Source organism: Actinomadura darangshiensis, from assembly GCF_004349235.1.
Taxonomy (GTDB): Bacteria; Actinomycetota; Actinomycetes; order Streptosporangiales; family Streptosporangiaceae; genus Spirillospora; species Spirillospora darangshiensis.
The window spans coordinates 22,469-46,004 of record NZ_SMKY01000037.1 but is presented as its reverse complement, the minus strand read 5'-3'; the positions used below and the strand labels follow the sequence as shown (position 1 = coordinate 46,004).

General features: G+C 70.4%; 24 protein-coding genes and 1 tRNA gene. 23 read left to right on the top strand and 2 right to left on the bottom strand.

Annotation, left to right across the window (positions count from 1 at the left end):
• The 3 genes from E1293_RS11415 to E1293_RS11405 form a co-directional block, all read left to right on the top strand.
• On the top strand, positions 1–696 hold a 696-nt coding region (locus E1293_RS11415), incomplete at its 5' end, for a GntR family transcriptional regulator (protein ID WP_207938787.1).
• Between the two features lie 17 nt (positions 697–713).
• Positions 714–1,289 (top strand): TetR/AcrR family transcriptional regulator, encoded by a 576-nt coding sequence (locus E1293_RS11410; RefSeq protein WP_132196753.1) that lies wholly within the window; start codon positions 714–716, stop codon positions 1,287–1,289.
• A 59-nt stretch (positions 1,290–1,348) separates the two neighbouring features.
• Positions 1,349–2,779, top strand: a complete 1,431-nt coding sequence (locus tag E1293_RS11405) for a DHA2 family efflux MFS transporter permease subunit (RefSeq protein WP_132196751.1) — start codon at positions 1,349–1,351, stop codon at positions 2,777–2,779.
• On the opposite strand, the gene E1293_RS11400 is transcribed toward E1293_RS11405, so the two are convergent.
• On the bottom strand, positions 2,776–3,870 hold the full coding sequence (locus E1293_RS11400) for an adenosine deaminase (protein ID WP_132196749.1): 1,095 nt from the start codon (positions 3,868–3,870) through the stop codon (positions 2,776–2,778). The two genes, E1293_RS11405 and E1293_RS11400, sit on opposite strands and share 4 nt — an antisense overlap.
• A 222-nt stretch (positions 3,871–4,092) precedes the next feature.
• Between E1293_RS11400 and E1293_RS11395 the strand changes: the two genes are divergently transcribed.
• The 3 genes from E1293_RS11395 (at position 4,093) to E1293_RS11385 (ending at position 6,417) form a co-directional block, all read left to right on the top strand.
• Positions 4,093–5,040, top strand: a complete 948-nt coding sequence (locus E1293_RS11395; protein WP_132196747.1) for a hypothetical protein — start codon at positions 4,093–4,095, stop codon at positions 5,038–5,040.
• Between the two features lie 117 nt (positions 5,041–5,157).
• Positions 5,158–5,667 (top strand): SigE family RNA polymerase sigma factor, encoded by a 510-nt coding sequence (locus E1293_RS11390; protein ID WP_132196745.1) that lies wholly within the window; start codon positions 5,158–5,160, stop codon positions 5,665–5,667.
• 3 nt (positions 5,668–5,670) lie between these two features.
• On the top strand, positions 5,671–6,417 hold the full coding sequence (locus E1293_RS11385) for a hypothetical protein (protein WP_132196743.1): 747 nt from the start codon (positions 5,671–5,673) through the stop codon (positions 6,415–6,417).
• Between the two features lie 159 nt (positions 6,418–6,576).
• Here E1293_RS11385 and E1293_RS11380 read toward each other — a convergent pair whose 3' ends face one another.
• Entirely contained in the window at positions 6,577–7,788 is a 1,212-nt protein-coding gene (locus E1293_RS11380; protein WP_132196741.1) for a pyridoxal phosphate-dependent aminotransferase, read from the bottom strand.
• Positions 7,789–8,044: 256 nt separating this feature from the next.
• Between E1293_RS11380 and E1293_RS11375 the strand changes: the two genes are divergently transcribed.
• The 17 genes from E1293_RS11375 (at position 8,045) to E1293_RS11295 (ending at position 23,531) form a co-directional block, all read left to right on the top strand.
• Positions 8,045–8,117, top strand: a tRNA-Trp gene (locus tag E1293_RS11375).
• Between the two features lie 122 nt (positions 8,118–8,239).
• Entirely contained in the window at positions 8,240–8,494 is a 255-nt protein-coding gene (gene secE, locus E1293_RS11370; RefSeq protein ID WP_132196739.1) for a preprotein translocase subunit SecE, read from the top strand.
• 81 nt (positions 8,495–8,575) lie between these two features.
• Positions 8,576–9,463 carry a transcription termination/antitermination protein NusG gene (gene nusG / locus E1293_RS11365; RefSeq protein ID WP_207938786.1) on the top strand — a complete coding sequence of 296 codons (888 nt, stop codon included), beginning with the start codon at positions 8,576–8,578 and terminating at the stop codon, positions 9,461–9,463.
• A gap of 103 nt (positions 9,464–9,566) precedes the next feature.
• The gene (gene rplK / locus E1293_RS11360; protein WP_132196737.1) at positions 9,567–9,995 is read left to right on the top strand and encodes a 50S ribosomal protein L11; all 429 of its coding nucleotides are present in this window, start codon (positions 9,567–9,569) and stop codon (positions 9,993–9,995) included.
• A gap of 81 nt (positions 9,996–10,076) precedes the next feature.
• Positions 10,077–10,793 carry a 50S ribosomal protein L1 gene (gene rplA / locus E1293_RS11355; RefSeq protein ID WP_132196735.1) on the top strand — a complete coding sequence of 239 codons (717 nt, stop codon included), beginning with the start codon at positions 10,077–10,079 and terminating at the stop codon, positions 10,791–10,793.
• 131 nt (positions 10,794–10,924) lie between these two features.
• On the top strand, positions 10,925–12,505 hold the full coding sequence (locus tag E1293_RS11350) for a class I adenylate-forming enzyme family protein (protein ID WP_132196733.1): 1,581 nt from the start codon (positions 10,925–10,927) through the stop codon (positions 12,503–12,505).
• Positions 12,502–13,374, top strand: coding sequence for a hypothetical protein (locus E1293_RS11345; RefSeq protein WP_132196731.1), 873 nt, complete (start codon positions 12,502–12,504; stop codon positions 13,372–13,374). Before E1293_RS11350 ends, E1293_RS11345 begins: the two co-directional genes overlap by 4 nt.
• A 153-nt stretch (positions 13,375–13,527) precedes the next feature.
• Positions 13,528–14,379 carry an SCO4651 family lipoprotein gene (locus E1293_RS11340; RefSeq protein WP_243716162.1) on the top strand — a complete coding sequence of 284 codons (852 nt, stop codon included), beginning with the start codon at positions 13,528–13,530 and terminating at the stop codon, positions 14,377–14,379.
• 89 nt (positions 14,380–14,468) lie between these two features.
• A complete protein-coding gene (locus E1293_RS11335; RefSeq protein ID WP_132196729.1) occupies positions 14,469–15,362 on the top strand; it encodes an SCO4651 family lipoprotein in 894 nt (297 codons plus the stop codon).
• A gap of 321 nt (positions 15,363–15,683) precedes the next feature.
• The gene (rplJ, locus tag E1293_RS11330) at positions 15,684–16,247 is read left to right on the top strand and encodes a 50S ribosomal protein L10 (RefSeq protein WP_132196727.1); all 564 of its coding nucleotides are present in this window, start codon (positions 15,684–15,686) and stop codon (positions 16,245–16,247) included.
• Positions 16,248–16,304: 57 nt separating this feature from the next.
• Positions 16,305–16,694 (top strand): 50S ribosomal protein L7/L12, encoded by a 390-nt coding sequence (rplL, locus tag E1293_RS11325; RefSeq protein ID WP_132196725.1) that lies wholly within the window; start codon positions 16,305–16,307, stop codon positions 16,692–16,694.
• A 569-nt stretch (positions 16,695–17,263) separates the two neighbouring features.
• Complete coding sequence (locus E1293_RS11320) at positions 17,264–18,376, top strand: ABC transporter ATP-binding protein (RefSeq protein WP_132196723.1); 1,113 nt, start codon at positions 17,264–17,266, stop codon at positions 18,374–18,376.
• The gene (locus E1293_RS11315; protein ID WP_132196721.1) at positions 18,376–19,233 is read left to right on the top strand and encodes an MlaE family ABC transporter permease; all 858 of its coding nucleotides are present in this window, start codon (positions 18,376–18,378) and stop codon (positions 19,231–19,233) included. Before E1293_RS11320 ends, E1293_RS11315 begins: the two co-directional genes overlap by 1 nt.
• A complete protein-coding gene (locus tag E1293_RS11310; RefSeq protein WP_132196719.1) occupies positions 19,233–20,081 on the top strand; it encodes an MlaE family ABC transporter permease in 849 nt (282 codons plus the stop codon). Before E1293_RS11315 ends, E1293_RS11310 begins: the two co-directional genes overlap by 1 nt.
• Positions 20,082–20,142: 61 nt before the next feature.
• A complete protein-coding gene (locus E1293_RS11305) occupies positions 20,143–21,444 on the top strand; it encodes an MCE family protein (RefSeq protein WP_132196717.1) in 1,302 nt (433 codons plus the stop codon).
• The gene (locus tag E1293_RS11300; RefSeq protein ID WP_132196715.1) at positions 21,441–22,472 is read left to right on the top strand and encodes an MCE family protein; all 1,032 of its coding nucleotides are present in this window, start codon (positions 21,441–21,443) and stop codon (positions 22,470–22,472) included. Before E1293_RS11305 ends, E1293_RS11300 begins: the two co-directional genes overlap by 4 nt.
• Positions 22,473–23,531: an MCE family protein gene (locus tag E1293_RS11295; RefSeq protein ID WP_132196713.1), complete on the top strand. Its 1,059-nt coding sequence runs from the start codon at positions 22,473–22,475 to the stop codon at positions 23,529–23,531.
• The last annotated feature ends 5 nt before the right edge of the window (positions 23,532–23,536 follow it).

Here is a 23,536-nt window from a genome sequence, read left to right as displayed (position 1 = left end):
CCCCTCCCCCCGCCGAGGCGGGTGCTCGGCACCCGGCTCCAGCTGAGCGACGAGGCCGCCGCCCGCATCCGCGAGCTGATCATGGACGGCCGGGTCCGGCCCGGCGACTACCTGCGGCTGGAACGGCTGGCCCTGGAGTTCGGCATCAGCGTCACACCCGTCCGGGAGGCGCTGAAGTCATTGCGCAGCGAAGGCTTCGTCGTCCTGGAGCCGAGGCGCGGGTTCGTCGTCGCGCCGCTGTCGAAACGGGACGTCCAGGATCTGTTCTGGGTGCAGGCGGGCATCGCCGCCGAGCTGGCGGCCCGCGCGGTGCCCCGGTTCGGCCTCGCCGCCCTGCGGGAGCTGGACGCCCTCCACCAGACGATGGAACGTGCCATGCGGGCGCGCCGCCCCGATCTCGTCGAGGACGGCAACCACCTCTTCCACCGGGAGATCAACCTGGCCGCCGGCTCCCCGAAGCTCGCCTGGTCGCTCGGGACGGCCGCGCGCTACGTCCCGCGCGGCCTCTACGGGCGGCTCGCCGACTGGCCGGGCCTCGCCGTCGGCGACCACGCGCGGATCCTGGCGGCGCTCCGGGACGGCGACGCGCAGGGGGCCGCGGCCGAGATGCGCGCCCACATCGTCCATGCCGGGGAGCTGCTCGTCGCGCACCTGGAACGCCGCGGCATGTGGCGCCTTGACGAAGTTAGTGATTGAGCACTAACTTTTGTCCCATGGGCACGAGGATGAGCGCCGCCGAGCGCCGCGAGATGACGATCACGGCCGCGATGGCCGAGTTCGCCCGCGGCGGCTACGAGGGCACCTCCACCGCGTCCATCGCCGAGCGGGTCGGCGTCTCGCAGCCGTACCTGTTCCGGCTCTTCCCGACCAAGCGCGCCCTCTTCCTCGCCGCCGCCGAACGCTGCTTCGAGGAGATCGAGGACGCGATGCGGGAGGCCGCCGGCGGGCTCTACGGCCGCGACGCGATGGCCGCGATGGCGGAGATCTACCGCCGCATCCTGCGTGAGGACCCCACGCTCCTGCAGTTCCAACTCCAGATCTATGCGGCCGCCGTCCAGGACGAGGAGATCGCCCGGCTCGGCCATCGCCGGTGGGCCGGCCTGTGGTGCGCCGTGCGCGACCTGTCCGGCGAGGATGCCGCGGAGGTCACCCGGTTCATGTCGATCGGCCTGCTCGTGAACGTGCTCACCGCGTTCGGCGTGCCCCACACCAGTGGCCCGGACCTTCCCTGTTCCCTGGAGAAGTGGGCGTACGGCGTGGACGGCGGAGACCCGGGGGAGGGAACGTGATCCGCCGTCTCCCGGGCGGGCGATTTTTTTTACCCCTCTAAGTTAGTGAGTGATAACTAATGAAGTCTCATCCCGTCCGGACGTTCATCGTCACCGGCATCGCGCTGTTCATGGTGGCGCTGGACAACCTGATCGTCACCAACGCCCTCCCCGACATCCGCACCGACCTCGGCACCGGCCTCGAAGGGCTGGAGTGGACGGTCAACGCCTACACGCTCACGTTCGCCGTCCTGCTGCTGCCGGCCGCGGCCGTCGCCGACCGGTACGGGCGCCGCCGCCTGTTCGTCGGCGGGCTCGCCGTGTTCACCGCCGCGTCGGCCGCCGCCGCCCTCGCCCCGAACATCGGCACGCTCATCGCCGCGCGCGCGATCCAGGGCGCGGGCGGCGCGGTGATCACACCGCTCACGCTGACCCTGCTCGCCGCCGCCGTCCCGGCGGCCAGGCGCGGCATCGCCCTCGCCGCCTGGAGCGTGATGAGCGGCCTCGGCGTCGCCCTCGGCCCCGTGCTCGGCGGCGCCGTCACCGAGTACGCCGCCTGGCAGTGGATCTTCTGGATCAACGTGCCGGTCGGCGTCGTGCTGCTCGTCCTCGCCCCCACCTTCCTGACCGAGAGCCGCGGCGCCCCCAAGCGCCTCGACATCACCGGCGCCGCGCTGATCAGCACCGGGCTGCTCGGCATCGTCCTCGGCCTGGTGCGCGGCAACGAGCACGGTTGGACCAGCGCCCAGGTGCTCGGCGCGCTGGGTGCCGGCGGCGTGCTGGTGCTCGCCTTCGTCGTCCACGAGCTGCGGTCCAGCCGCCCGATGCTGCCCATGACGATGTTCCGCAGCCGCGGGTTCAGCCTGGTCAATGCCATCACGGTGGCGATGACGTTCGGGATGTTCGGGACCACCTTCCTGCTCATCCAGTTCCTCCAGGGCGTCATGGAGATGGGCCCGCTGGCGGCGGGCGTCCGCAGCCTCCCCTGGACCGCGATGCCGCTCATCGCCGCCCCGCTGACCGCGCCGCTGATCAGCCGGCTCGGCGTCCGGTACGTCCTGGCGATCGCGATGGCACTGCAGGCCGCCGGGCTCGCCTGGATGACCCTGCTCGTCTCGCCCGGTGTCGGCTACGCGGAACTGGTGCCCGGATTCGTCCTCGCCGGGGTCGGGATGGGACTGTTCTTCGCGCCCATCGCCCGCGCCGTGCTCGGCTTCGCGCCGCCGGAGCTCGCCGGTGTCGCCTCCGGAGTGAACAACGCGGTGCGGCAGCTCGGCACCGTCCTCGGGGTCGCGGTCCTCGGGGCCGTCTTCGCCGCCCAGGGGAACATGACCGCCCCGCAGCCCTTCACCGACGGCCTGCTGCCCGCCATGTGGCTCGGCGTCGCCGTGGTCGCGGCCGGTGCCGTCGCGGCCCTGCTCATCCCCGGCGACGTCGCCGTGGCGGCCGGGGCCCGGCCCGCGCAGGCCGCCCGGCCCGAGCCCGCACCGGAATCCGCGGGGACGGCCTAGCCGTCCAGCCAGGCGTCGACGCCCGCCAGCAGCCGCCCCCGCAGATCGCCGGGGGCGGCCGAGGCGCGGATCGACTGCCGCGCCAGCTCCGCCAGCTCGGCGTCGGAGAACCCGTGGTCGGTGCGGGCCAGGTCGTACTGGCGGGCCAGCCGGGACCCGAACAGCAGCGGGTCGTCGGCGCCCAGCGCGATCGACGCGCCCGCCTCGAACAGCCGCCGCACCGGGACGTCCGACGCCGTCGCCGCCACCCCGAGGCCCACGTTCGACGCCGGGCACACCTCCAGCGTCACGCCCCGGTCGACGATCCGCTCCAGCAGCCGCGGATCCTCCACGGCGCGGACGCCGTGCCCGATCCGGTCGGCGTCCAGCGTCTCCAGGCACTCCCGGACGCTCCCCGGGCCGAGCAGCTCGCCGCCATGCGGATCCGACAGCAGCCCGCCGCGCTTGGCGATCCGGAACGCGCCCTCGAAGTCGTAGGCGCGGCCCCGCCGCTCGTCGTTGGACAGCCCGAACCCGACCACGCCCTTCCCCGCGTACCGGACGGCGAGCCGCGCGAGGGTCTTGGCGTCCAGCGGATGCCGCGTCCGGTTCGCCGCGACCACCAGGCCGATGCCGACGCCGGTCGCCTCGGACGCCTCCCGCGCCGCGTCCAGCACCAGCTCCACGGTCGGGGTCAGCCCGCCGAACTTCGCGGCGTAGCCGCTCGGATCGACCTGGATCTCCAGCCAGCCGGACCCCTCCGCGGCCTCGTCCTCCGCCGTCTCGCGCAGCAGCCGGCGCAGATCGTCCGGCGTCTGCAGGACCGAGCGCGCGATGTCGTACAGGCGCTGGAACCGGAACCAGCCGCGCTCGTCGGTCGCGTGCAGCCTGGGCGGCCAGTCCTCGACGAGGGCGTCCGGCAGGTGGACGCCGCGCAGCGCGGCCAGCTCCACCAGCGTGGAATGCCGCATCGACCCGGTGAAATGCAGGTGCAGATGCGCCTTCGGCAGCAGGGCCACGTCCGGGCGGGCGGAGCCGCGCGCGGGGGCGGGCTCCCGGTGGTCCGGCGCGGCGGCCCCGGCCGGACGGGCTGAAACGGTACGGGCCTCCATGAGCCAATGTTGCCGGATACTCGTCCTTCTCGAACCCCCGGCCCGCCAGGATCACCACACCGGACTACCTCGCATGACACGCCGCGGCCATCCCGTCCCATGGGCATCCCCGAAAAAACTTTGGAATCCCGTGCAACCCCTCCCCGGCACCGTGCGTATACGAGGGGCGCCAGAGAGAAACCGGCACCCCCGCAAGGAAGCACGGGCAGAGAGGGATACACGATGATCACGCTGAAGGCCGCTTTGATCGCGGCGTCCGCAGTCGGAACCGTGGCCGCGGGCGGCGGCGCGACGTGGGCGATGACCGGCTCCCACCACGACGCCGGCCTCCAGTCGGGCGCCGCCAAGGCCCCCGCCGCCTCCCGCCAGGTCCCGGACGCCGCGCCCAAGAACGTCCCGACGTGCCTGCCGGCGAAGTCCGACCTGCCCAAGGCCCCGGACGCCGACGGTGTGAAGAAGCAGGTCGAGCAGCGCCTCAAGCAGAACCCCGTCACCAAGGACCTCCCGAAGGGCCAGCTGCCCAAGGGTCAGCTCCCGAAGACCGACCTCCCGGCCAAGGAACTGCCGAAGACCGGCGTGCCGAACACCCAGGTCCCCGGCGTCAAGGCCCCGGACGGCAAGAACCTGCCCGCCAAGCCCGGCGTCCCGGCGAACCTGCCCACCTGCGCGCCGTCCACCGGCGACCTGCCGGGTGCCAACGCGCCCAAGCCGGACGCGCGCGTCCCCGCCAAGCCGGCGCTGCCCGCCCTCCCCAAGCTCGACTGCGCCAAGCTGGAGCCCGCGGTGAAGGTCGGCGGCCCGGTCGAGAAGGCCGTCATGACCGCCAAGGGCCTGCGCTACGTCTCGGTCGTCCCGAGCTCGGCGGACCTGGCCAAGCAGCGGGTGTGCGCCGTCACGCAGAAGTGGACCGGCAAGACCGGCCAGTGGCTCACCGTCGAAACGCTGAAGACCCCGGCCAAGATGTCGCAGAATCAGCTGCGGCAGGCGCTCCAGCTCCCCGCGGGCGGCACCCCGATCACCGTGGCCGGGGTGGCCGGCTGGCAGAGCCCGAACGGGGGCGGCGTGCTGCTGTTCGACCCGAGCGGCTACTCGCTGTTCGTCAACGGCAGCCCCGTGCTGGCCGGCGGCGGCCTGCGGGACGTCGCCGCCACGCTGCACAAGGCCGGCTGACCGCACCCGCAAGGCCCGTGTAGCAAGGCACAAAGACGCGGGCGGACGGCCCCGGCGCGGGGGCCGTCCGCTCTCGGTACAGCAAACAGCCAACTGCTCTAGCCGGGACGGAGCACTGTGGGGCGTCGAGACGACGAGTCGTTCGTGGAGTTCGTGGCGGCACGCGGCGATGCCCTGCTGCGCACCGCGGCACTGATGTGCGGGGCCCGGCAGGACGCCGAGGACATCCTGCAGACCGCGCTGGAGAAGGCCTACCGGCACTGGGGGCGGCTGGAGACCGGCATGGATCCGGAGCCGTACGTCCGGAAGATCCTGGTCAACCTGGTGATCAGCCGGTCCCGGCGGTGGAAGGTGCTCCGCGAGATCCACATGGCGCGGCTGCCGGAGACGCCGGCGGCGTCGCCGAACCACGCCGTCGAGCTGAGAGGAACCCTCATGGAGGAGCTGCGCAAGCTCGGTCCCCGGCAACGGGCCGTGCTGGTCCTGCGGTTCTGGGAGGACCTCTCCGAGGCGGAGACGGCGCAGGCTCTCGGCTGTTCGGTCGGAACGGTCAAGAGCCAGGCGTCCCGGGGGCTCGCCAGGCTCCGGGAACGCCTCGACAGGAACCTGGCCCCATTGGGGAGATGAGCGATGGATCTGGAGAGTGAACTGCGGAAGGCCATGGCCGAGCAGGTGGCCGAGGCGTCCGCTTCGCCGTCGCTCGTCGATGACGTCAAACACCGCCACCGGCGCCGAAAGGCCCGCGTCCACGCCGCCGCGGGGGTCGCGGCCGCATCGGTCGCGGCGCTCGCCCTCGTGCCCACCTATCAGTCGTTCCGGGCCACACCTGCCGGAAACTCCGAGACGTCTCGTCCGACCAGCAGCGTCTCGGCGTTCCGCCTGCCGGAGCGACCTTCCGCCCCGGGCTCCCCCGAGTCCCCGTCTTCGCAGGGGAAGCCCGGGGCGGAAGCCCCGTCCAAGCCCGGCGCGCACCCGTCCGGCGGCGGCCGGGAGCCGCGGAACCCGGGGCTCGGCGGCGCCGTCGGCAAGCTGCCGGGCTGGATCACCTACCTGCCGGAGGGCCTCGCCTCCACCGGCCCATGCGCGACCACCGGGGACGCCCAGCGCAAGACCGTCACCTGCGGGTGGCGCGGCAAGAGCGGCTGGGTGGAGATCGCCCTCGTGAAGGGCGGCGGGCTCAGCCCGAAGGACCTGCTGAAGACGCCGGGCATCCCCGGGCGCACGTCCGTCCGCGGGACGCCGGCGCTGATCGGCGACCGGCCCGACTCGGGGCGCCAGATCTCCTGGCTCGCCCGGCCCGGCGTCGGCGTCACCGTGACCGCCGCCGGCGACGCGAAGAACAGGCTCATGCGCATCGCCGAGGGCGTGCGCCCCTGAGACCCCGCCCCGGCGGGGCGTCCTGCGGCGGAGAGGGGCCGCCAGGGGCGTCCCGCCGGGCTTCCGGGACGGGCCTGGCGGACCGTCCCGCACGGAACCGGCCCCGGGGCGTGTGCACCCGGGGCCGGTTCGTCGTCTGCGTACGGTCGGTTCGTGTGGTCAGCTCGCCTCGGCGAGCAGCTTCGCGACCCGCGACACGCCCTCGACGAGGTCGTCGTCGCCCAGCGCGTAGGAGAGGCGGAAGTAGCCCGGCGTGCCGAACGCCTCGCCCGGCACCAGCGCGACCTCGGCCTCCTCCAGGATCAGCGACGCCAGCTCCACCGACGTCTCCGGCCGCCTGCCGCGCAGCTCCTTGCCCAGCAGCGCCTTTACCGACGGGTAGGCGTAGAACGCGCCCTCCGGCTCGGGGCACACCATGCCGGGGATCTCGTTCAGCATCTTCACGATCGTCTGGCGGCGCCGGTCGAACGCCTTGCGCATCTCCGCGACCGCCGACAGGTCGCCGGTCACCGCGGCGAGCGCCGCCGCCTGGGACACGTTCGCCACGTTGGACGTCGCGTGCGACTGCATGTTCTGCGCGGCCTTCACCACGTCCGCGGGGCCGACCATCCAGCCCACCCGCCAGCCGGTCATCGCGTACGTCTTGGCCACGCCGTTCAGGACGAGCGTCCGGTCGGCGAGCTCCGGCACCACGACGGGCATCGAGTGGAACTCGGCGCCGCCGTACACCAGGTGCTCGTAGATCTCGTCGGTGATGACCCAGAGGCCGTGCCCGTCGGCCCAGCGCCCGATGGCCTCGATCTCGTCGCGCGAGTACACGGCGCCGGTCGGGTTGGACGGGGAGACGAACAGCAGCACCTTCGTCCGGTCGGTGCGGGCCGCCTCCAGCTGCTCGACGCTCACCTTGTAGCCGGTGGTCTCGTCGGCGACGACGTCCACGGGCACGCCGCCCGCCAGCTTGATCGACTCGGGGTAGGTCGTCCAGTACGGCGTCGGGACGAGCACCTCGTCGCCCGGGTCGAGCAGCGCCGCGAACGCCTCGTACACGGCCTGCTTGCCGCCGTTGGTCACCAGGACCTGGTTCGCCTCGACCCGGTGGCCGGAGTCGCGCGCGGTCTTCTCGGCGATCGCGGACCGCAGCTCGGGCAGCCCGCCGGCCGGCGTGTACTTGTGGAAGCGCGGTACCCCGCACGCGGTCACCGCCGCCTCGACGATGTAGCCGGGCGTCGGGAAGTCGGGCTCGCCCGCGCCGAACCCGATGACCGGGCGGCCCGCCGCCTTCAGCGCCTTGGCCTTGGCGTCGACGGCCAGCGTGGCGGACTCGGATATCGCGGCGATGCGCTTGGAGATGCGAGGACGCTCAGTGCTCATGCCCCCATCGTTACAGATCGTCCCGCCGGACCCGAGCCATATATCCGGGCCGGTGGGACGGCCATCGCCGCCGGCGCCCGGACGATCTCGCCGTATCGGTTCGACGCGGGCCCCTCCGGCACGTAGACTCACCCACCAAGTGACGCGTCACCGGTATACGAGCCTGTCCGCACACGGGCACCTTCATGAGGCCGTAAGCTGGGACGCGGCACCACCCCGATCCCATGGTCGGGTTTCTCCTTAGCCGGAGATTTGAAGGGCAGTGGCTCAATTGGTAGAGCTCCGGTCTCCAAAACCGGCGGTTGGGGGTTCGAGTCCCTCCTGCCCTGCGAGGTGCGGTGCGCGCACCCGTCCCGGCCGCCCCACGGCGGCGCCGTGACACTCCGCGGCACGGGACCGCGCGGCAACCACAGGGTGGTTGGATCACGACCTATGAGGTGAACGGCGGCACATGGCGACTGAGACTCGCGACGAGCCCGAGGCCAAGGACGAGGGCAAGGGCAAGAAGAAGTCCACCTCCAGGCGGACCTCGCCCGCGCTCTTCGTGCGCCAGGTCCTCGCCGAGCTGCGCAAGGTCATCTGGCCGACGCGCCGGGAGCTGGTCACCTACACGACCGTCTCGCTGGCGTTCGTGCTGGTCATGGTCGCGATCGTGTCCGGCGTCGACTACGGGCTGCAAAAGGGCATCTACGAGCTCTTCGGCTGACGCCGCGCGGCCCTGAGCCACGCGCCGGGAGACCGCCGTACCATCGCAAGTCCATCACCGCGAACCGAGAGAAGAGTCACCGTGTCCGAGCCCTCACAGCCCTACGACGAGGCCGTTGAAGAGGCCCAGTCCGCTGCGGCTGCTGCGGCCGACCAGGCGGCCGAGCCCGCCGAGGAGACGGCCGAGGAGGTCGTCTCCGCAGGCGACGCCGAGCCGGCGGACGCGAAGCTGGAGGACGAGGGCGCCGAGGCTCCCGGTCCCGAGGCCGCCGAGCTAGCCGAGTCCGTCGAGGGCGAGGAGCAGGCCGAGGGCGACGAGTCCGCCGAGCAGGACGAGGACGAGCAGGACGGCGACGAGGAGCCCGCCGGGCCGCCGGTCGACCCCTACGCCGAGTTCAAGATGCAGCTCCGCCTCCAGCCGGGCGACTGGTACGTCGTGCACTCCTACGCGGGCTACGAGAACCGGGTCAAGACCAACATCGAGACCCGGACGCAGACCCTCAACATGGAGGACTTCATCTTCCAGATCGAGGTCCCGCAGCACGAGGTGACCGAGATCAAGCAGGGCAAGCGGCAGAAGGTCAACGAGAAGGTCCTGCCGGGCTACATCCTCGTCCGGATGGAGCTGACCGACGAGTCGTGGGCCGCGGTCCGCAACACGCCTGGCGTCACCGGCTTCGTCGGCCTCCTGAACAAGCCGTCCCCGCTGAGCCTCGACGAGGTCGCCAACCTGCTGGCCCCCGAGCCGGAGGAAGGTGCCGCCAAGACCGCCAAGGAGCAGGCGAAGGCGTCGCCCACCGTCGACTTCGAGGTCGGCGAGTCCGTCACCGTCATGGACGGCCCGTTCGCCACCCTCCCGGCCTCGGTCAACGAGATCAACGCCGAACAGCAGAAGCTCAAGGTGCTGGTCTCGATCTTCGGCCGCGAAACCCCGGTCGAGCTTTCTTTCAACCAGGTCTCCAAGATCTGACGCGAGTTTCCTAGCGGTTCCTACACGGTGGATGCGTCCCACCGCCGTGTTGCCCGGATGACCGGGAGTCGGAACCACCGATAAATGGGACAAAGGGGTTCACATGCCTCCGAAGAAGAAGATCGCCGCGCTCGTCAAGGTGCAGCTTCAGGCCGGTGCGGCCACGCCGGCGCCGCCGGTGGGTACCGCGCTCGGTCCGCACGGCGTCAACATCATGGACTTCTGCAAGCAGTACAACGCTGCCACGGAGGCCCAGCGCGGCAACGTCATCCCCGTAGAGATCACCATCTACGAGGACCGGTCGTTCAGCTTCGTCACCAAGACGCCGCCGGCCGCGCAGCTCATCCTGAAGGCCGCGGGCGTGGAGAAGGGCAGCGGCGAGCCGCACAAGACCAAGGTCGGCTCGGTCACCCGCGACCAGGTCCGCGAGATCGCGACGACCAAGATGCCCGACCTCAACGCCAAGGACCTGGACGCCGCCGAGAAGATCGTCGCCGGCACCGCCCGGTCCATGGGCATCGACGTCAAGTAGCACGTAACCCATATCTGGCAAGGCATATCTGTGGAAGGGCCGGCGCCGGCCCGCACCACGCGTTCCACTGGAGGAACACGCATGAAGCGCAGCAAGAGCTACCGCGCCGCGGCGGAGAAGATCGACCGGGAGCGGCTGTACAGCCCGTCCGAGGCCGTGCAGCTCGCCAAGGAGACCGCGGTCACCAAGTTCGACGCGACCATCGAGGTCGCCCTGCGGCTGGGCGTCGACCCGCGCAAGGCCGACCAGATGGTCCGCGGCACGGTCAACCTGCCGCACGGCACCGGCAAGACCGCCCGCGTGCTCGTCTTCGCCGTCGGCGCCAAGGCGCAGGAGGCCGAGGCGGCGGGCGCCGACCTGGTCGGCTCGGACGACATGATCGAGCGGATCCAGAAGGGCTTCCTGGAGTTCGACGCCGTCGTCGCGACGCCGGACCAGATGGGCAAGGTCGGACGCCTCGGCCGGGTGCTCGGCCCGCGCGGCCTGATGCCGAACCCGAAGACCGGCACCGTCACCATGGACGTGGCGAAGGCCGTGACCGACATCAAGGGCGGCAAGATCGAGTTCCGGGTGGACCGGCACGCGAACCTGCACTTCATCATCGGCAAGGCGTCCTTCGAGGAGCGCCAGCTGGTGGAGAACTACGCCGCCGCCGTCGACGAGATCCAGCGGCTCAAGCCGTCCGCGGCGAAGGGCCGGTACGTCAAGAAGGCGGTGCTGACCACGTCGATGGGCCCGAGCATCCCGGTGGACCCGAACGCGGTCCGCAACCTCGGCGCGGAGTTCGAAGAGGCCTGATCGAGCGCGGCGTCGTCGTACGTCATAGCGCGGGGCGCTCCTGGTTCGACCGGGGGCGCCCTGCGCTTTTCCGGGTCGCGTTCACCGGGACGGCATCGGCGAGCCGCGGGCGCCGTCGTTAGATTCGTCGCATGACCGACGTCCACCGGCTCTATGACGTGCTCGACGCCGCCGCTGAGGCGACGCCCGATGCTCCGGCTCTCTCGGTGGACGGCACAACGTGGTCCTTCCAGGAGCTCCGCGCACGGGCGGACGCCCTGAGCGCCTTTCTCTCGGCACGCTGCTCGCCCGGAGCGCGGGTGGCGCTGCTGGCGCACAACCGGCTTGAGTACGTGGCGGCGTACTACGGGGTTCCGCGTGACGGACGGATCCTCGTCCCGCTCAACCAGCGGCTGCACGCGCGCGAGTGGGCGGAGCAGATCGTCCGCTGCGGTGCCGAACTCGTCCTCGGCGAGCCCGACCTCCTCGACCGGCTCGCGGCGGAGGGGGACCTGCCTCCCCTTCACGACATCGCCGGCCTGCCCTCGGACGCCCCGCCCCCGGAACGGGAAGCCGAATCCGACCCGGCGGATGTCGCCTGGCTGATGTTCACGAGCGGGACGACCGGCCGTCCCAAAGGGGTGCGGCTCACGCACCGGAGCCTGCTGGCGGGAATCAGGGTCACGGCTTCGGGGCGTCCCGTCCAACAGGGTGACGTGTTCTGTACGCCGTTCCCGCTGTGCCATGTGGCGGGCTACCAGGTCTTGCTCCATCACCTGTACGGGCGGCATGCCGTCGTCATGCGCCGCTACACCCCGTCCGCCCTCGTCGAGGCGGCGCGCAGGCATGGCGTCACGAACCTGTCGCTGGCCCCGACGATGCTGGAGGACCTGCTCGCACACCTGAGTGACGCCCCAGAGGCGCTGGACACGCTCCGCGGCAGCCTCCGGATGATCGGCTACGGTTCGGCGCCCATCCCCGTCCCCCTCCTGCGCCGCACGGACGAGATGCTCGGCTGCGGCCTCAACCAGGGCTACGGCATGACCGAGCTGTCCGGCAATGCGACGTTCCTGTCTCCCGCGGACCACCGCGCCGCGATCACCACGAGGCCGGAGCTGGCGGCGTCGGCGGGCCGTCCCCCCGAAGGCGTCGAGATCGCCGTGGTCGCCGCGGACGGGACGCGGCGCCCGCCCGGCGGGACGGGCGAGGTCATCGTCAAAAGCGCGCAGGTCGCGGACGGCTACTGGGAAGACCCGGAGGCCACGGCCGAGTCGCTCACCGGCGGCTGGTTCCGCACCGGCGACGCCGGCCGGATCGACGCGGACGGCTACCTCCACCTCGTCGACCGGGTCAAGGACGTGATCATCACCGGCGGCGAGAACGTGTCGTCGCGCGAGGTGGAGGATGTCCTGCGCACGGTCCCGGGCGTCGGCGAGGTCGCCGTGATCGGCCTGCCCGATCCGCGCTGGGGCCAGACGGTCTGCGCGGTCATCGTCCCGGACGGTGCCAGGCCGAGCGAGGACGACCTGAGGGCGGCCTGCCGGGCGAGGCTCGCCGGCTTCAAGACCCCGCGCCGCATCGAGTACGCCGGCGCGCTGCCGCGCACCGCCACCGGCAAGATCCGGAAAGCCACGCTCCGCGCCGGATACACGAACGACGGTCCGGAATCGGACAATCCGGTATCTGATTGTTTTGTTACCAATGAGGAACTTGGTGTTGAATTGCCCGGGTGAAGCGTCGAACCGACCGGGCCATCGCCATCTCCGCCGTGACCGCGGTGGCCGTCGTGCCCACGGCGATCCTGATGGTGGTCAAGGTCGGGGGCGGCTCCCCGAAGGGCGAGGACGCGCTGCCGCCCGCCGCGGCCATGGCCCAGCAGGACCCCGCGAACCCGAACGGCACGGCGTCCGGCACGGTCACGCCCGGCGCGTCCGGCGCGCCGGGGAAGGGCCCGGGAGCGGGCGCGCGGCCGGGCACCCCCGGCTCGGCGAACCAGGCGGCCGCGCACGGCCTGCCCACGGCGCCGCCGCAGCCCGGTCCCAGCCTGCACGCCTTCACCCGCAAGACCGATATGAAGGTCACGGTCGGGACGGACGGCGACTACAAGCAGGCCAGCGAGACGGCCGCGTTCACCCTGTGGCCGAAGTTCGCGATGAACGCCGTCGGCGTGACCCGGACGATGCGGGGCGGCGAGCTGAGCAAGATCACCCAGAAGGTGATCGTGCAGGGGAACGTCCTCAAGGGGTTCGACGGCGCGAAGTGGACGCAGTCCACGCTGACCGCGGCACAGCTGGGCACGCTGCAGGACGGCTCCGACCCGCGGCAGTTCACCTTCATGATCGGGACGCTGCCCGGCATGACCGCGAGCGAGCCGGACGCGTCCGGTAAGACGCGCTTCACCGCGCAGGCGCTCATGGGCGGCGTGTACGCGCTGCTGCCGCAGGACGCGGCGGCCGCGATCCGCAAGTGGATCCCGGACAGCGCCGGCTGCGGGCTCGACCTGCTGGCCGACAGCCAGGCCCGCCCGGCCTCGATCACGCTGAGCGCGCAGGCGCCCGGCGCGCGGCTCGCGGGCTCGATGACCTTCGGTTCCTACCGCTGACACCGTGTGATCCGCCCCGCCGAACGGCCATCGGGCGAGTACGCCGTTGGTCGTACCGGCGGGCGGGCCGTTCGTACCACCGGGGGATGCAGCGCCGTTAGCGCCTGAGGAGACTGGGAACACCAGCAGGGCGACTAGGGAGGCTCAACCCTCATGAACCGACGACTCGTGGTGGCGGCCGGAGGCACCGCCGTGGGCGCCGCTCTCCTCCTGTCCGGATGCAACGGGGACGGGTCGGGGGACTCCGGCAACATGAAGCTCAGCGCGAACCAGGCGCTGCTGAAGGCGTCCGAGAAGACCGGTAAGACCGACACGTTCAAGGCCGACCTGACGGTGACGGGCACCGGCGACGGCGGCGGCAAGGTGCACGCCGACGGGCAGTTCCGGCTGCGTCCCTCGCTGCAGTTCAGCGCGAAGCTGGACGAGTTCAGCAAGAACGGGCAGACCGTCCCGGGCGCCAAGGGCCAGGCGATCTTCAAGGACAACACGCTGTACGCGAAGGTCCCGCAGCTGGCCCGCTTCGTGAGCGGCGGCAAGCAGTGGGTGAAGATCGACGTGAACCAGGTGGCGCAGCGCACCGGGTTCGACGTGCAGAGCCTGGTCGGCCAGGTGCAGAAGGTCGACCCGGCCGAGCAGACCAAGATGTTCACCGGTTCCAAGGACGCCCGCCGCGTCGGCACCGAGACGGTCGACGGCGTGAAGACGACGCACTACACCGGGACGGTCACGGTCGACGACGCGCTGAAGCAGCTGGACGCGCAGGCGCGCCAGAAGGTCGAGAAGTGGCTGCCGAAGGACCGCGCCAACGGCAAGATCAACTTCGATCTGTGGACGGACGGCGACAACCTGCCGCGCAAGCTCGTGTCCAAGGCGACCGGCTCGCAGGGCGAGAACGGCACGGTGACCGTCCTCTACAGCGACTACGGCAAGTCCTTCGGCGTGAACCCGCCGCCGTCCGACCAGGTCGGCGAGCTGACGCTCGGCAACCTTCTCGGCGGCAACTGAGAACCGTGAACCTCTGCGGTGCTCTTTGCGTCTGATGTACCGTTCGGCCCCATTAGCCGGCCGTATGTGAGAACAAGGAGATCCGCAGGATGATCCGTCGTTTCGCCGCAGGCGCGGCGCTGGCCACCGGCCTCGCCCTCTCGCTGACCGGATGTTTCGGGGACCCCGGGAAGACGGTGGACGAGGCCGGCAAGGGGCTCAAGCTGTCGGCCGCGCAGGTGCTCGGCAAGGCCGCCGAGAAGACCGGCCAGACCGACTCCTTCAAGGCCGACCTGAACATGCAGATGACCGGCGGCAGCGGGCCCACCGGCGACGTGTCGGCGAACGGCACGATGCAGTACCGCACCAAGCCCGACCTCGCCTACAGCATGAACTTCGCCGACATGTCGGCCGGCGGCAAGTCGATCGGCGCCATGGAGCAGCGCCTGGTCGGCCGGAACATGTACATCAAGATGGGCATGCTGAGCCAGCTCACCGGCGGTACCGGCAAGCCGTGGATGAAGATCTCGCTGGACGAGATCGGCGCCAAGTCCGGCATGAACATCGACCAGCTGCTCCAGCAGTCCCGGCAGATGGACCCGGTCCAGAACACCAAGATGCTGACGGCGTCCAAGGACGCGCGCGAGGTCGGCAAGGAGACCATCGACGGCGTCGAGACGACCCACTACACCGGCACGTACCGGATGGAGGACGCGATCGCCAAGCTCTCCCCGGAGATGCAGGAGGCGTACCGCAAGAACGCGTCCTCCACCGGCATGGAGGCGATGCACTTCGACCTCTGGGTGGACGGGCAGCAGCTGCCGCGCCAGATGACGATGAAGTCGCTGGAGTCGGCGAGCCAGAACATGACGATGACGATGAAGTACCACGACTTCGGCAAGCCGGTGGACATCACCGAGCCGCCCGCGAGCCAGGTCTCGGACTTCGGCGACCTGCTGGGCAAGATCGGCACCGGCGCCGGCGCCGGCATCCCTGGCAGCTGACCGCGCACGAGCACGGCCGAGGGACCGCACCCCGCCCGGGGAGCGGTCCCTCGTCTTTATTCGATTTGGCCAACCCGCGCGGCGCACGTATTCTGTTCGATGCCGAAGACCGCCGGTCGTCACTCCTCACGGGGTGACCGAAGGACCCGACACTTGCTCGGGCGGCCTGCGTAGGTGAGACGAGAGCTTCCCGCATGGCCTCCGTGCCTTGCCTGGACGCCCCGTGCGCCTGCGCCGGGGCGTTTTTTGGTGGATCGGCGTCCACGTCCCGTCATGGGATGCGGCGCGGATCGGACCACCCAGGTAATCGGAAGGAGGGCCATGGCCAAGGCCCACAAGGACGCGGCGATCGCCGAGCTCAAGAACGAGTTCGAGAGCTCCAACGGCGCCGTGCTGACCGAGTACCGCGGGCTTTCCGTCGCGCAGGTCAAGGAGCTGCGCGACAACCTCGGCGAGACCGCGCGGTTCCGCGTGGTGAAGAACACGCTGACCAAGCGCGCCGCGAACGAGGCCGGTGTCGACGAGCGGTTCCGTGAGCTGCTCGAAGGCCCGTCGGCCATCGCGTTCGTCCGGGGCGACGTGGTCGAGGCGGCCAAGGGGCTGCGTGACTTCGCCAAGGCGAACCCGATGCTGGTGATCAAGGCCGGCTTCATCGACGGTCAGTCGATGGACGCGGCCGAGGTCGCCAAGCTCGCGGACCTCGAGTCCCGCGAGGTTCTCCTCGCGAAGCTGGCCGGTGCGATGAAGGGCTCGATGGCGAACGCCGCCGCGCTGTTCAACGCCCTGCCGACGCAGGCGGCCCAGCTCGCCGAGGCGCTGCGCGCCAAGCGCGAGTCCGAGGGCGCGACCGCCGAGGCGCCGGCCGCCGAGGCAGCCGCCGAGTAGGCACCCACCCGCGGTTCCGTACCACCCGAGATTTCAAGCCATAGCGGAGGAAACATCATGGCGAAGCTCAGCACCGACGACCTGCTCGACGCCTTCAAGGAGATGACCCTTCTTGAGCTGTCGGAGTTCGTGAAGCAGTTCGAGGACGTCTTCGACGTCAAGGCCGCCGCCCCCGTCGCGGCCGTCGCCGCCGTCCCGGGCGTCCCGGCCGGCGGTGGCGAGGAGGAGGCCGCCCAGGACGAGTTCGACGTCATCCTCGAGGGTGCCGGCGACAAGAAGATCCAGGTCATCAAGGAGGTTCGCGCCCTGACGAGCCTCGGCCTCAAGGAGGCCAAGGACCTGGTCGACGGCGCGCCGAAGGCGCTGCTGGAGAAGGTCAACAAGGAAGCGGCCGACAAGGCCAAGGAGGCCCTGGAGAAGGCCGGCGCGTCGGTCACCGTCAAGTAGGACTCCTCCAGAGCTCCGGAGCCCGCGCGGCTCCACCGCTCGCCAAGGAGGCGGTCGCCCCGGTCGGGGCGGCCGCCTCCTTTGCTTTGGGTGCGGCGGCGGGCTTGTCGTGGACCGTGAAGGAGACCGTTCCCGGCCGCCCGTTTTCTGTGCCGAGGTGACAAACGCCCATGGAAAACCGTGCGCCGAGGCGGGTTGTGCCGGTCTCGGAACGCGGCGTAGCGTCCCGTCCTGACGCTGTGGCCACAGGCGGCCGCTTCCGTCCCGTGCGGGACGGTGGTGCCGCCCGGTCGCGGCCATCGGGCCGGGAGCCCCGGCTTGAGGGACCGCTTCTTGGACCACTAGTCTCATAGGCGCCGTAAGTAACGATTGTCTTACGACGTCGCATTTAGCCGCTGATCTGGGTCGGAACCCCTTCCATTTGGACGGGGGGCCGCTACGGTGGTGGCACCCGTCACGGCTACCGGACGGTAGCAACGCGGCGGACACGCGGCGTGACGACAGAAAGAGCCTGAGTGCTACTCGCTCATGGTTCGGGACTTCCCCCCGGCCTGGACGAAAGGTGACGAGTGGGCGTCGAGATCAGAGTCGAGGGCCTGACCAAATCCTTCGGCCGCCAGGTGATCTGGCAGGACGTGTCGCTGACCATCCCCGCAGGTGAGATCTCCGTTCTCCTGGGCCCGTCCGGCACCGGCAAGTCGGTGTTCCTGAAGTCGCTCGTGGGGCTACTCAAGCCCGACCGCGGGCACATCTGGATCGGTGACCGCGACCTTCCCTATCTGCCCGAGCGGGACCTGTACGAGACCCGCAAGCTGTTCGGCGTCCTCTTCCAGGACGGCGCGCTGTTCGGGTCGATGAGCCTCTTCGACAACATCGCCTTCCCGCTCCGCGAGCACACCAAGAAGTCCGAGTCCGATGTCAAGCGCATCGTGATGGAGAAGATGGACATGGTCGGCCTGCTGGGCAGCGAGCACAAGCTGCCCGGCGAGATCTCCGGCGGTATGCGCAAGCGCGCCGGGCTGGCCCGCGCGCTGGTCCTGGACCCCGAGATCCTCCTGGTGGACGAGCCCGACTCCGGCCTCGACCCGGTCCGCACCTCGTTCCTGAACCAGGTCTTCATCGACCTCAACGCGCAGATCGGCGCGACGTTCCTGATCGTCACCCACGACATCAACACCGCCCGGACCGTGCCCGACAACATCGGCCTCCTGTACCGGCGGCACCTCGCGATGTTCGGGCCCCGGGAGATGCTGCTGTCCAGCGAGGAGCCGGTCGTCCGGCAGTTCCTCAACGCCAGCAAGGTCGGCCCGATCGGCATGTCCGAGGAGAAGGACGAGTCCGAACTGGAGGCCGAGGCCAAGATGGGGCTCGACTCCGGCAAGCTGCCGCCGATCCCGCCGCAGCAGATGGCGAGCGACGGGATGCTGCGCACCGGGATGCACGCGCCCGGCGCGTGGTGCGCCGCGCACGGCGTCACCCCGCCGCCCGGCTCGTTCATCGACGACCTGGGCCGCAACTGGGTGGAGGAGTGGCCGCGGTACGTGGCGTCCCTGACGCCGGTCGGCGCCGCCTCCGCCCCGCCTCCCGGCGGTATGCCGCCCAGCGCTCCGCCGCCCGGCGGACCGGGCGGGCAGTTCCCCGGCAACCCGCCCCCCGGCCGCCCTGGAGGTGCTGGGTACTGATGTCCGCTCCAGAAACCGGCATCGGCGCGGGCCGGCGAGGGGGCAGGAAAGGCGACGGCGGCTCCGCGACGTTCCGCAAGATCGGGGACGGCGCGGCCAACGTGGTCGTCAGGGAGCCGGGACGGTTCTTCGCCCTTTGCCTGGACACCGGCCGGGCGTGCTTCGTGTGGCCGTTCCAGTGGCGCGAGTTCATCCAGCAGGCCTGGTTCATCGTCAGCGTGACCGTCGTCCCCACCATGCTGGTCGCCATCCCGTTCGGCGGCGTCCTGTCGCTGCAGGTCGGCGGGCTGATCCGGCAGCTCGGCGCGCAGTCCTACACCGGCGCGACCGCGGTCGTGGCGATCGTCCGGGAGGCCAGCCCGCTGGTCACCTCGCTGCTGGTCGCGGGCGCGGCCGGGTCGGCGATGTGCGCCGACATCGGCTCCCGCAAGATCCGCGAGGAGATCGACGCGATGGAGGTGCTGGGCATCAACCCGCTGCACCGCCTGGTCGTGCCGCGGATGTTCGCCTGCGCGTTCGTCGCCCTCTTCCTGAACGGGCTCGTCTCGGTGGTCGGCCTGCTGGGCGGCTACTTCTTCAACGTCATGCTGCAGGGCGGCACGCCCGGCGCCTACCTGGCGTCGTTCAACGCGATCGCGCAGCTGCCCGACCTGCTGCAGGCCGAGTTCAAGGCGTTCGTGTTCGGCATCACCGCCGGCCTGGTCGCGGCGTACAAGGGCCTCAACGCCAAGGGCGGGCCCAAGGGCGTCGGCGACGCGGTCAACCAGACCGTCGTCATCACGTTCATGCTGCTGTTCCTGGAGAACTTCCTGATCTCGACGCTGTACTTCCAGTTCGTCCCGTCGAAGGGGATGTGATGGCCGCCCCGGGAAAGACGGGAAAGGCGGCCCGCAGGGTCGCGAGCGCACCGCTGCAGCGGCTGGACGACTTCGGCCACCAGCTCTCGTTCTACGCCCGCGCGTTCGCGTGGACGTTCCGGGTGCTGCGCCGGTACCGCACCGAGGTGCTGCGGCTGCTGGCGGAGGTGAGCCTCGGCACCGGCGGCCTCGCGGTGATCGGCGGCTCGGTGGTGATCGTCGGCTTCATGACGTTCTTCACCGGCAGCCAGGTCGGCCTGCAGGGCTACGAGTCGCTGAACCAGATCGGCACGGCCGCGTTCACCGGGTTCGTCGCGTCCTACTTCAACACCCGCGAGATCGCGCCGCTGGTGTCGGCGCTGGCGCTGTCGGCGACGGTCGGCTGCGGGTTCACCGCGCAGCTCGGCGCGATGCGGATCTCCGACGAGATCGACGCGCTGGAGGTCATGGCCGTCCCGTCGATGCCGTTCCTCGTCACGACCCGGATGCTGGCCGGGATGATCGCGGTCGTCCCGCTGTACATCGTGGGCCTGCTCGCCTCCTACGGCGCGACGCGGGTGATCGTGACGATGTTCTACGGGCAGTCGACCGGCACCTACGACCACTATTTCCATTTGTTCCTGCCGCCGAACGACATCCTGTGGTCGTTCGGCAAAGTGATCATCTTCGCGGTGCTGGTGATGCTGATCCACTGCTACTACGGCTACCACGCGTCCGGCGGCCCGGCGGGCGTCGGCGTCGCGGTGGGCCGCGCGGTGCGCACCAGCATCGTGGTGATCAACGTGGCGGACCTGATGCTCGGCATGGCGATCTGGGGCACCAGTCCCGGCGTCCGGATCGCGGGGTGATGGCGATGAGCGGAGCGAACCGGGGGGCGTGGGGGGTCGCCCCCCCACAGGAGGTACGCCGATGAGCACGCACGTGCGCTACCGGGTGCTGGGCATCTCGATGATCATCGTGATCGCCCTGCTGCTGGCGCTGACCGTGGCGCTGTACAACAAGGCGTTCACGCCGGTCACCGAGGTGACGGTGAAGGCCGAGCGGGCCGGCCTCCAGCTGCTGCCGCACTCCGATGTGAAGGTGCGCGGCCTGGTCGTCGGCGAGGTGCGCGGCACCGACGCCACCTCGGACGGCGCGGTGCTGCACCTGGCGCTGGACCCGGGCAAGGCGAAGCTGATCCCGCGCAACGTCCAGGCGCGGCTGCTGCCGAAGACGCTGTTCGGCGAGAAGTACGTGGACCTGCAGATCCCGGCGCAGGCCGGGACGCTGGGGCTGCGCGCCGGCCAGGTCATCCCGCAGGACCGCTCGCAGACGGCCGTCGAGATCGACAAGGTGCTGGACGACCTGCTCCCGCTGCTGCAGGCGGTGAAGCCGGCGGAGCTGAACACGACGCTGAACGCGCTCGCGACGGCGCTGCAGGGCCGCGGCGACCAGATCGGCCGCGACATCGAGCAGGCCGACGAACTGCTGCGCAAGATCAACCCGCAGCTCGGCACGCTGGTGCACGACCTCAACGGGCTCGCGGACGTCTCCGACATCTACCACGCGGCCGCGCCGGACCTGCTGCAGACGCTGCGCAACCTCAACGTGACCAGCCGGACGATCACCGACAAGAAGGCCACGATCGAGCAGCTGATCCCGGCGACGACCTCGCTCGCCCAGGACGGCGACGTGTTCATGCGGCACAACGGACCGAAGATCATCGGCTTCAACATCGCGAACCGGGACGGGCTGGACCTGATCGCCAAGTACTCGCCGTCGCTGCCGTGCGTGTTCGCCGGGATGATGAAGCTCAAGCCGGAGTCCGAGCGGGTGGCCGGCGCGAACGGGTCGAAGACCTTCAACCTGACGGTCGAGATCGTCAAGCCGCGGCCCGGCTACAAGTACCCCCTCGACAAGCCGGAGGCCAGGGACCAGCGCAACCCGCGCTGCTACGGCCTGCCGAACCCGAAGGTCCCCTCGCCGGACTACCTGGCCCTGGACGGGACGCAGGACGACCTGTGGTGGAAGAACCCCGATGACCCGAACGGCGGCGGCCGCGGCCGGGCGCTGTCGAACGTCTTCGTGGACCCGGGCTCGATGAGCGAGAAGGAGAAGCTGAAGAACGTGCTCGGGCCGGTGACGCACACGCCCGCCGACCAGCTCTCCGACGTCTCCGCGCTGATGTTCGGGCCGCTGCTCACCGACGGATCGGTGGTGACGGTCAAGTGAAGACGACGGGCGCGGCGATCAAGCTGGCGATCTTCGTGGTCGTGACCTCGGTGGCCACCGGCGTGCTGGCGATGACGATCTCCAACATCCGGTTCCGGGACACCCGGACCTACAAGGCGGTCTTCTCGGACGTGACCGGGCTGCTCGACAACGACGACGTCCGCGTCGCCGGCGTCCGGGTCGGCCAGATCGAGCACGTCGAGCTGTACAAGGGCGACAAGGCCGAGGTGACGTTCAGCGTCCAGAAGGGCGGCGTGTTCAGGAACGGGCTGCCGTCGTCCACGCAGGCGCAGATCCGCTACCGGAACCTGATGGGGCAGCGGTACCTCTCGCTCAACGACGGCGCCGGGCAGGCCAACGACTACCTGAAGCCCGGCGGGACGATCCCGATCGCGCAGACCAAGCCGGCGCTGGACCTGACGACGCTGTTCAACGGCTTCCGGCCGCTGTTCCGCGCGCTGGAGCCGAAGGACGTCAACACGCTCGCGATGCAGATCGTCCAGGTGCTGCAGGGCGAGGGCGGGACGATCAACAGCCTGCTCGCGCACGTGGCGTCGCTGACCAACACGCTCGCCGACCGGGACAAGGTCATCGGCCGGGTGATCGACAACCTGAACAGCGTGCTCGGCACCATCGACGAGCGGCACACCGAGGTCAACCGGCTGATCACGGACCTGCGCGGGTTCGTCAGCGGGGTGTCCGGCGACCGCAGGGCGATCTTCGACTCGGTCTCGGCGATCAACGACCTGACCGGCACCACGCAGAGCCTGCTGGCCGACGCCCGCCCCGACATCCGCAACGACATCGCGGGGCTGGCCAAGCTCACCGGGACGCTCGACGCGAACGGCAAGGAGCTCGACAAGGGCCTGCAGCGGACGCCGAAGCGCCTGGAGGGGCTCGTGAACATCTCCTCCTACGGGTCCTGGTTCAACATGTACATCTGCGGCCTCGACGCGCGCGTGCGGCTGCCGGGCGGCCCCGTCTACCAGACGCCGGCGATCGTGAACGAGAACGCGAGGTGCAAGTAGATGAGGATCCCGTTCCGGGAGCGCAACCCGGTCCCCATCGGCCTCTCCGCGTTCGCGATCATCGTGGTGCTGCTGGTGCTGGCGATGAACCTGGAGAACATCCCGTTCGTCTCCGGCGGCAGCACGCACACCGCCGCGTTCAAGGAGGCCGCCGGGCTGAAGCCCGACGAGGAGGTCCGCATCGCGGGCGTCAAGGTCGGCAAGGTCACCGGCCTCGACCTGGACGGCGACCACGTCAAGGTCACCTTCCGGGTGGACGACGGCGTGAAGCTCGGCGCGCGCACCGAGGCCGGCATCAAGATCAAGACGATTCTCGGCGCGCACTACCTGGCGCTCACCCCGCGCGGCACCGGCAGGCTCGGCCGCAACATCCCGGTCGAGCGGACGCACACGCCGTTCGAGGTCGTCCCCGCGATCAGCGAGCTGAGCCGGCGGGTCGGCGCGATCGACGTCCAGCAGGTCGCGAAGTCGTTCGACGTGCTGTCGGACACGTTCAAGAACTCGCCGGAGGAGGTGCGCGCGTCGCTGCAGGGGCTGCGCCGGCTGTCGAACACGGTCGCGTCCCGCGACGACGAGCTGCACGAGCTGGCCGGGAAGGCCAAGGACGTCTCCAAGCTGCTCGCCGACCGCAACCAGGACTTCGCCAAGCTCGTCCAGGACGGCGACAAGGTGCTCCAGGCGGTGCAGGCGCGGCGCGCGGTCATCCACCAGCTGCTGATCAACACGGTCACGCTGTCGCAGCAGGTGAACGCGCTGATCAGCGAGAACCAGAAGCAGCTCGGCCCGATGCTGGACAACCTGGCGAAGGTCAACAAGATCCTGCTGAAGAACCAGGGCAACCTGGACCGGATCCTCCAGCTGTTCGCGCCGTTCGCCCGGCAGTTCTCCGACGTGACCGGCACCGGCCGCTGGTTCGACTCGTGGATCCAGAACCTCATCCCGATTCCCGCCTCGATTCAGGACCCGAAGAGCGGCGGGACCGCGACCAAGAAGCAGGGCGGGTCGTCCGGTACCGGCAAGACCGGCAACAGCAACAACCCGTTGCCCTTCCTCCCGTGAGCAGG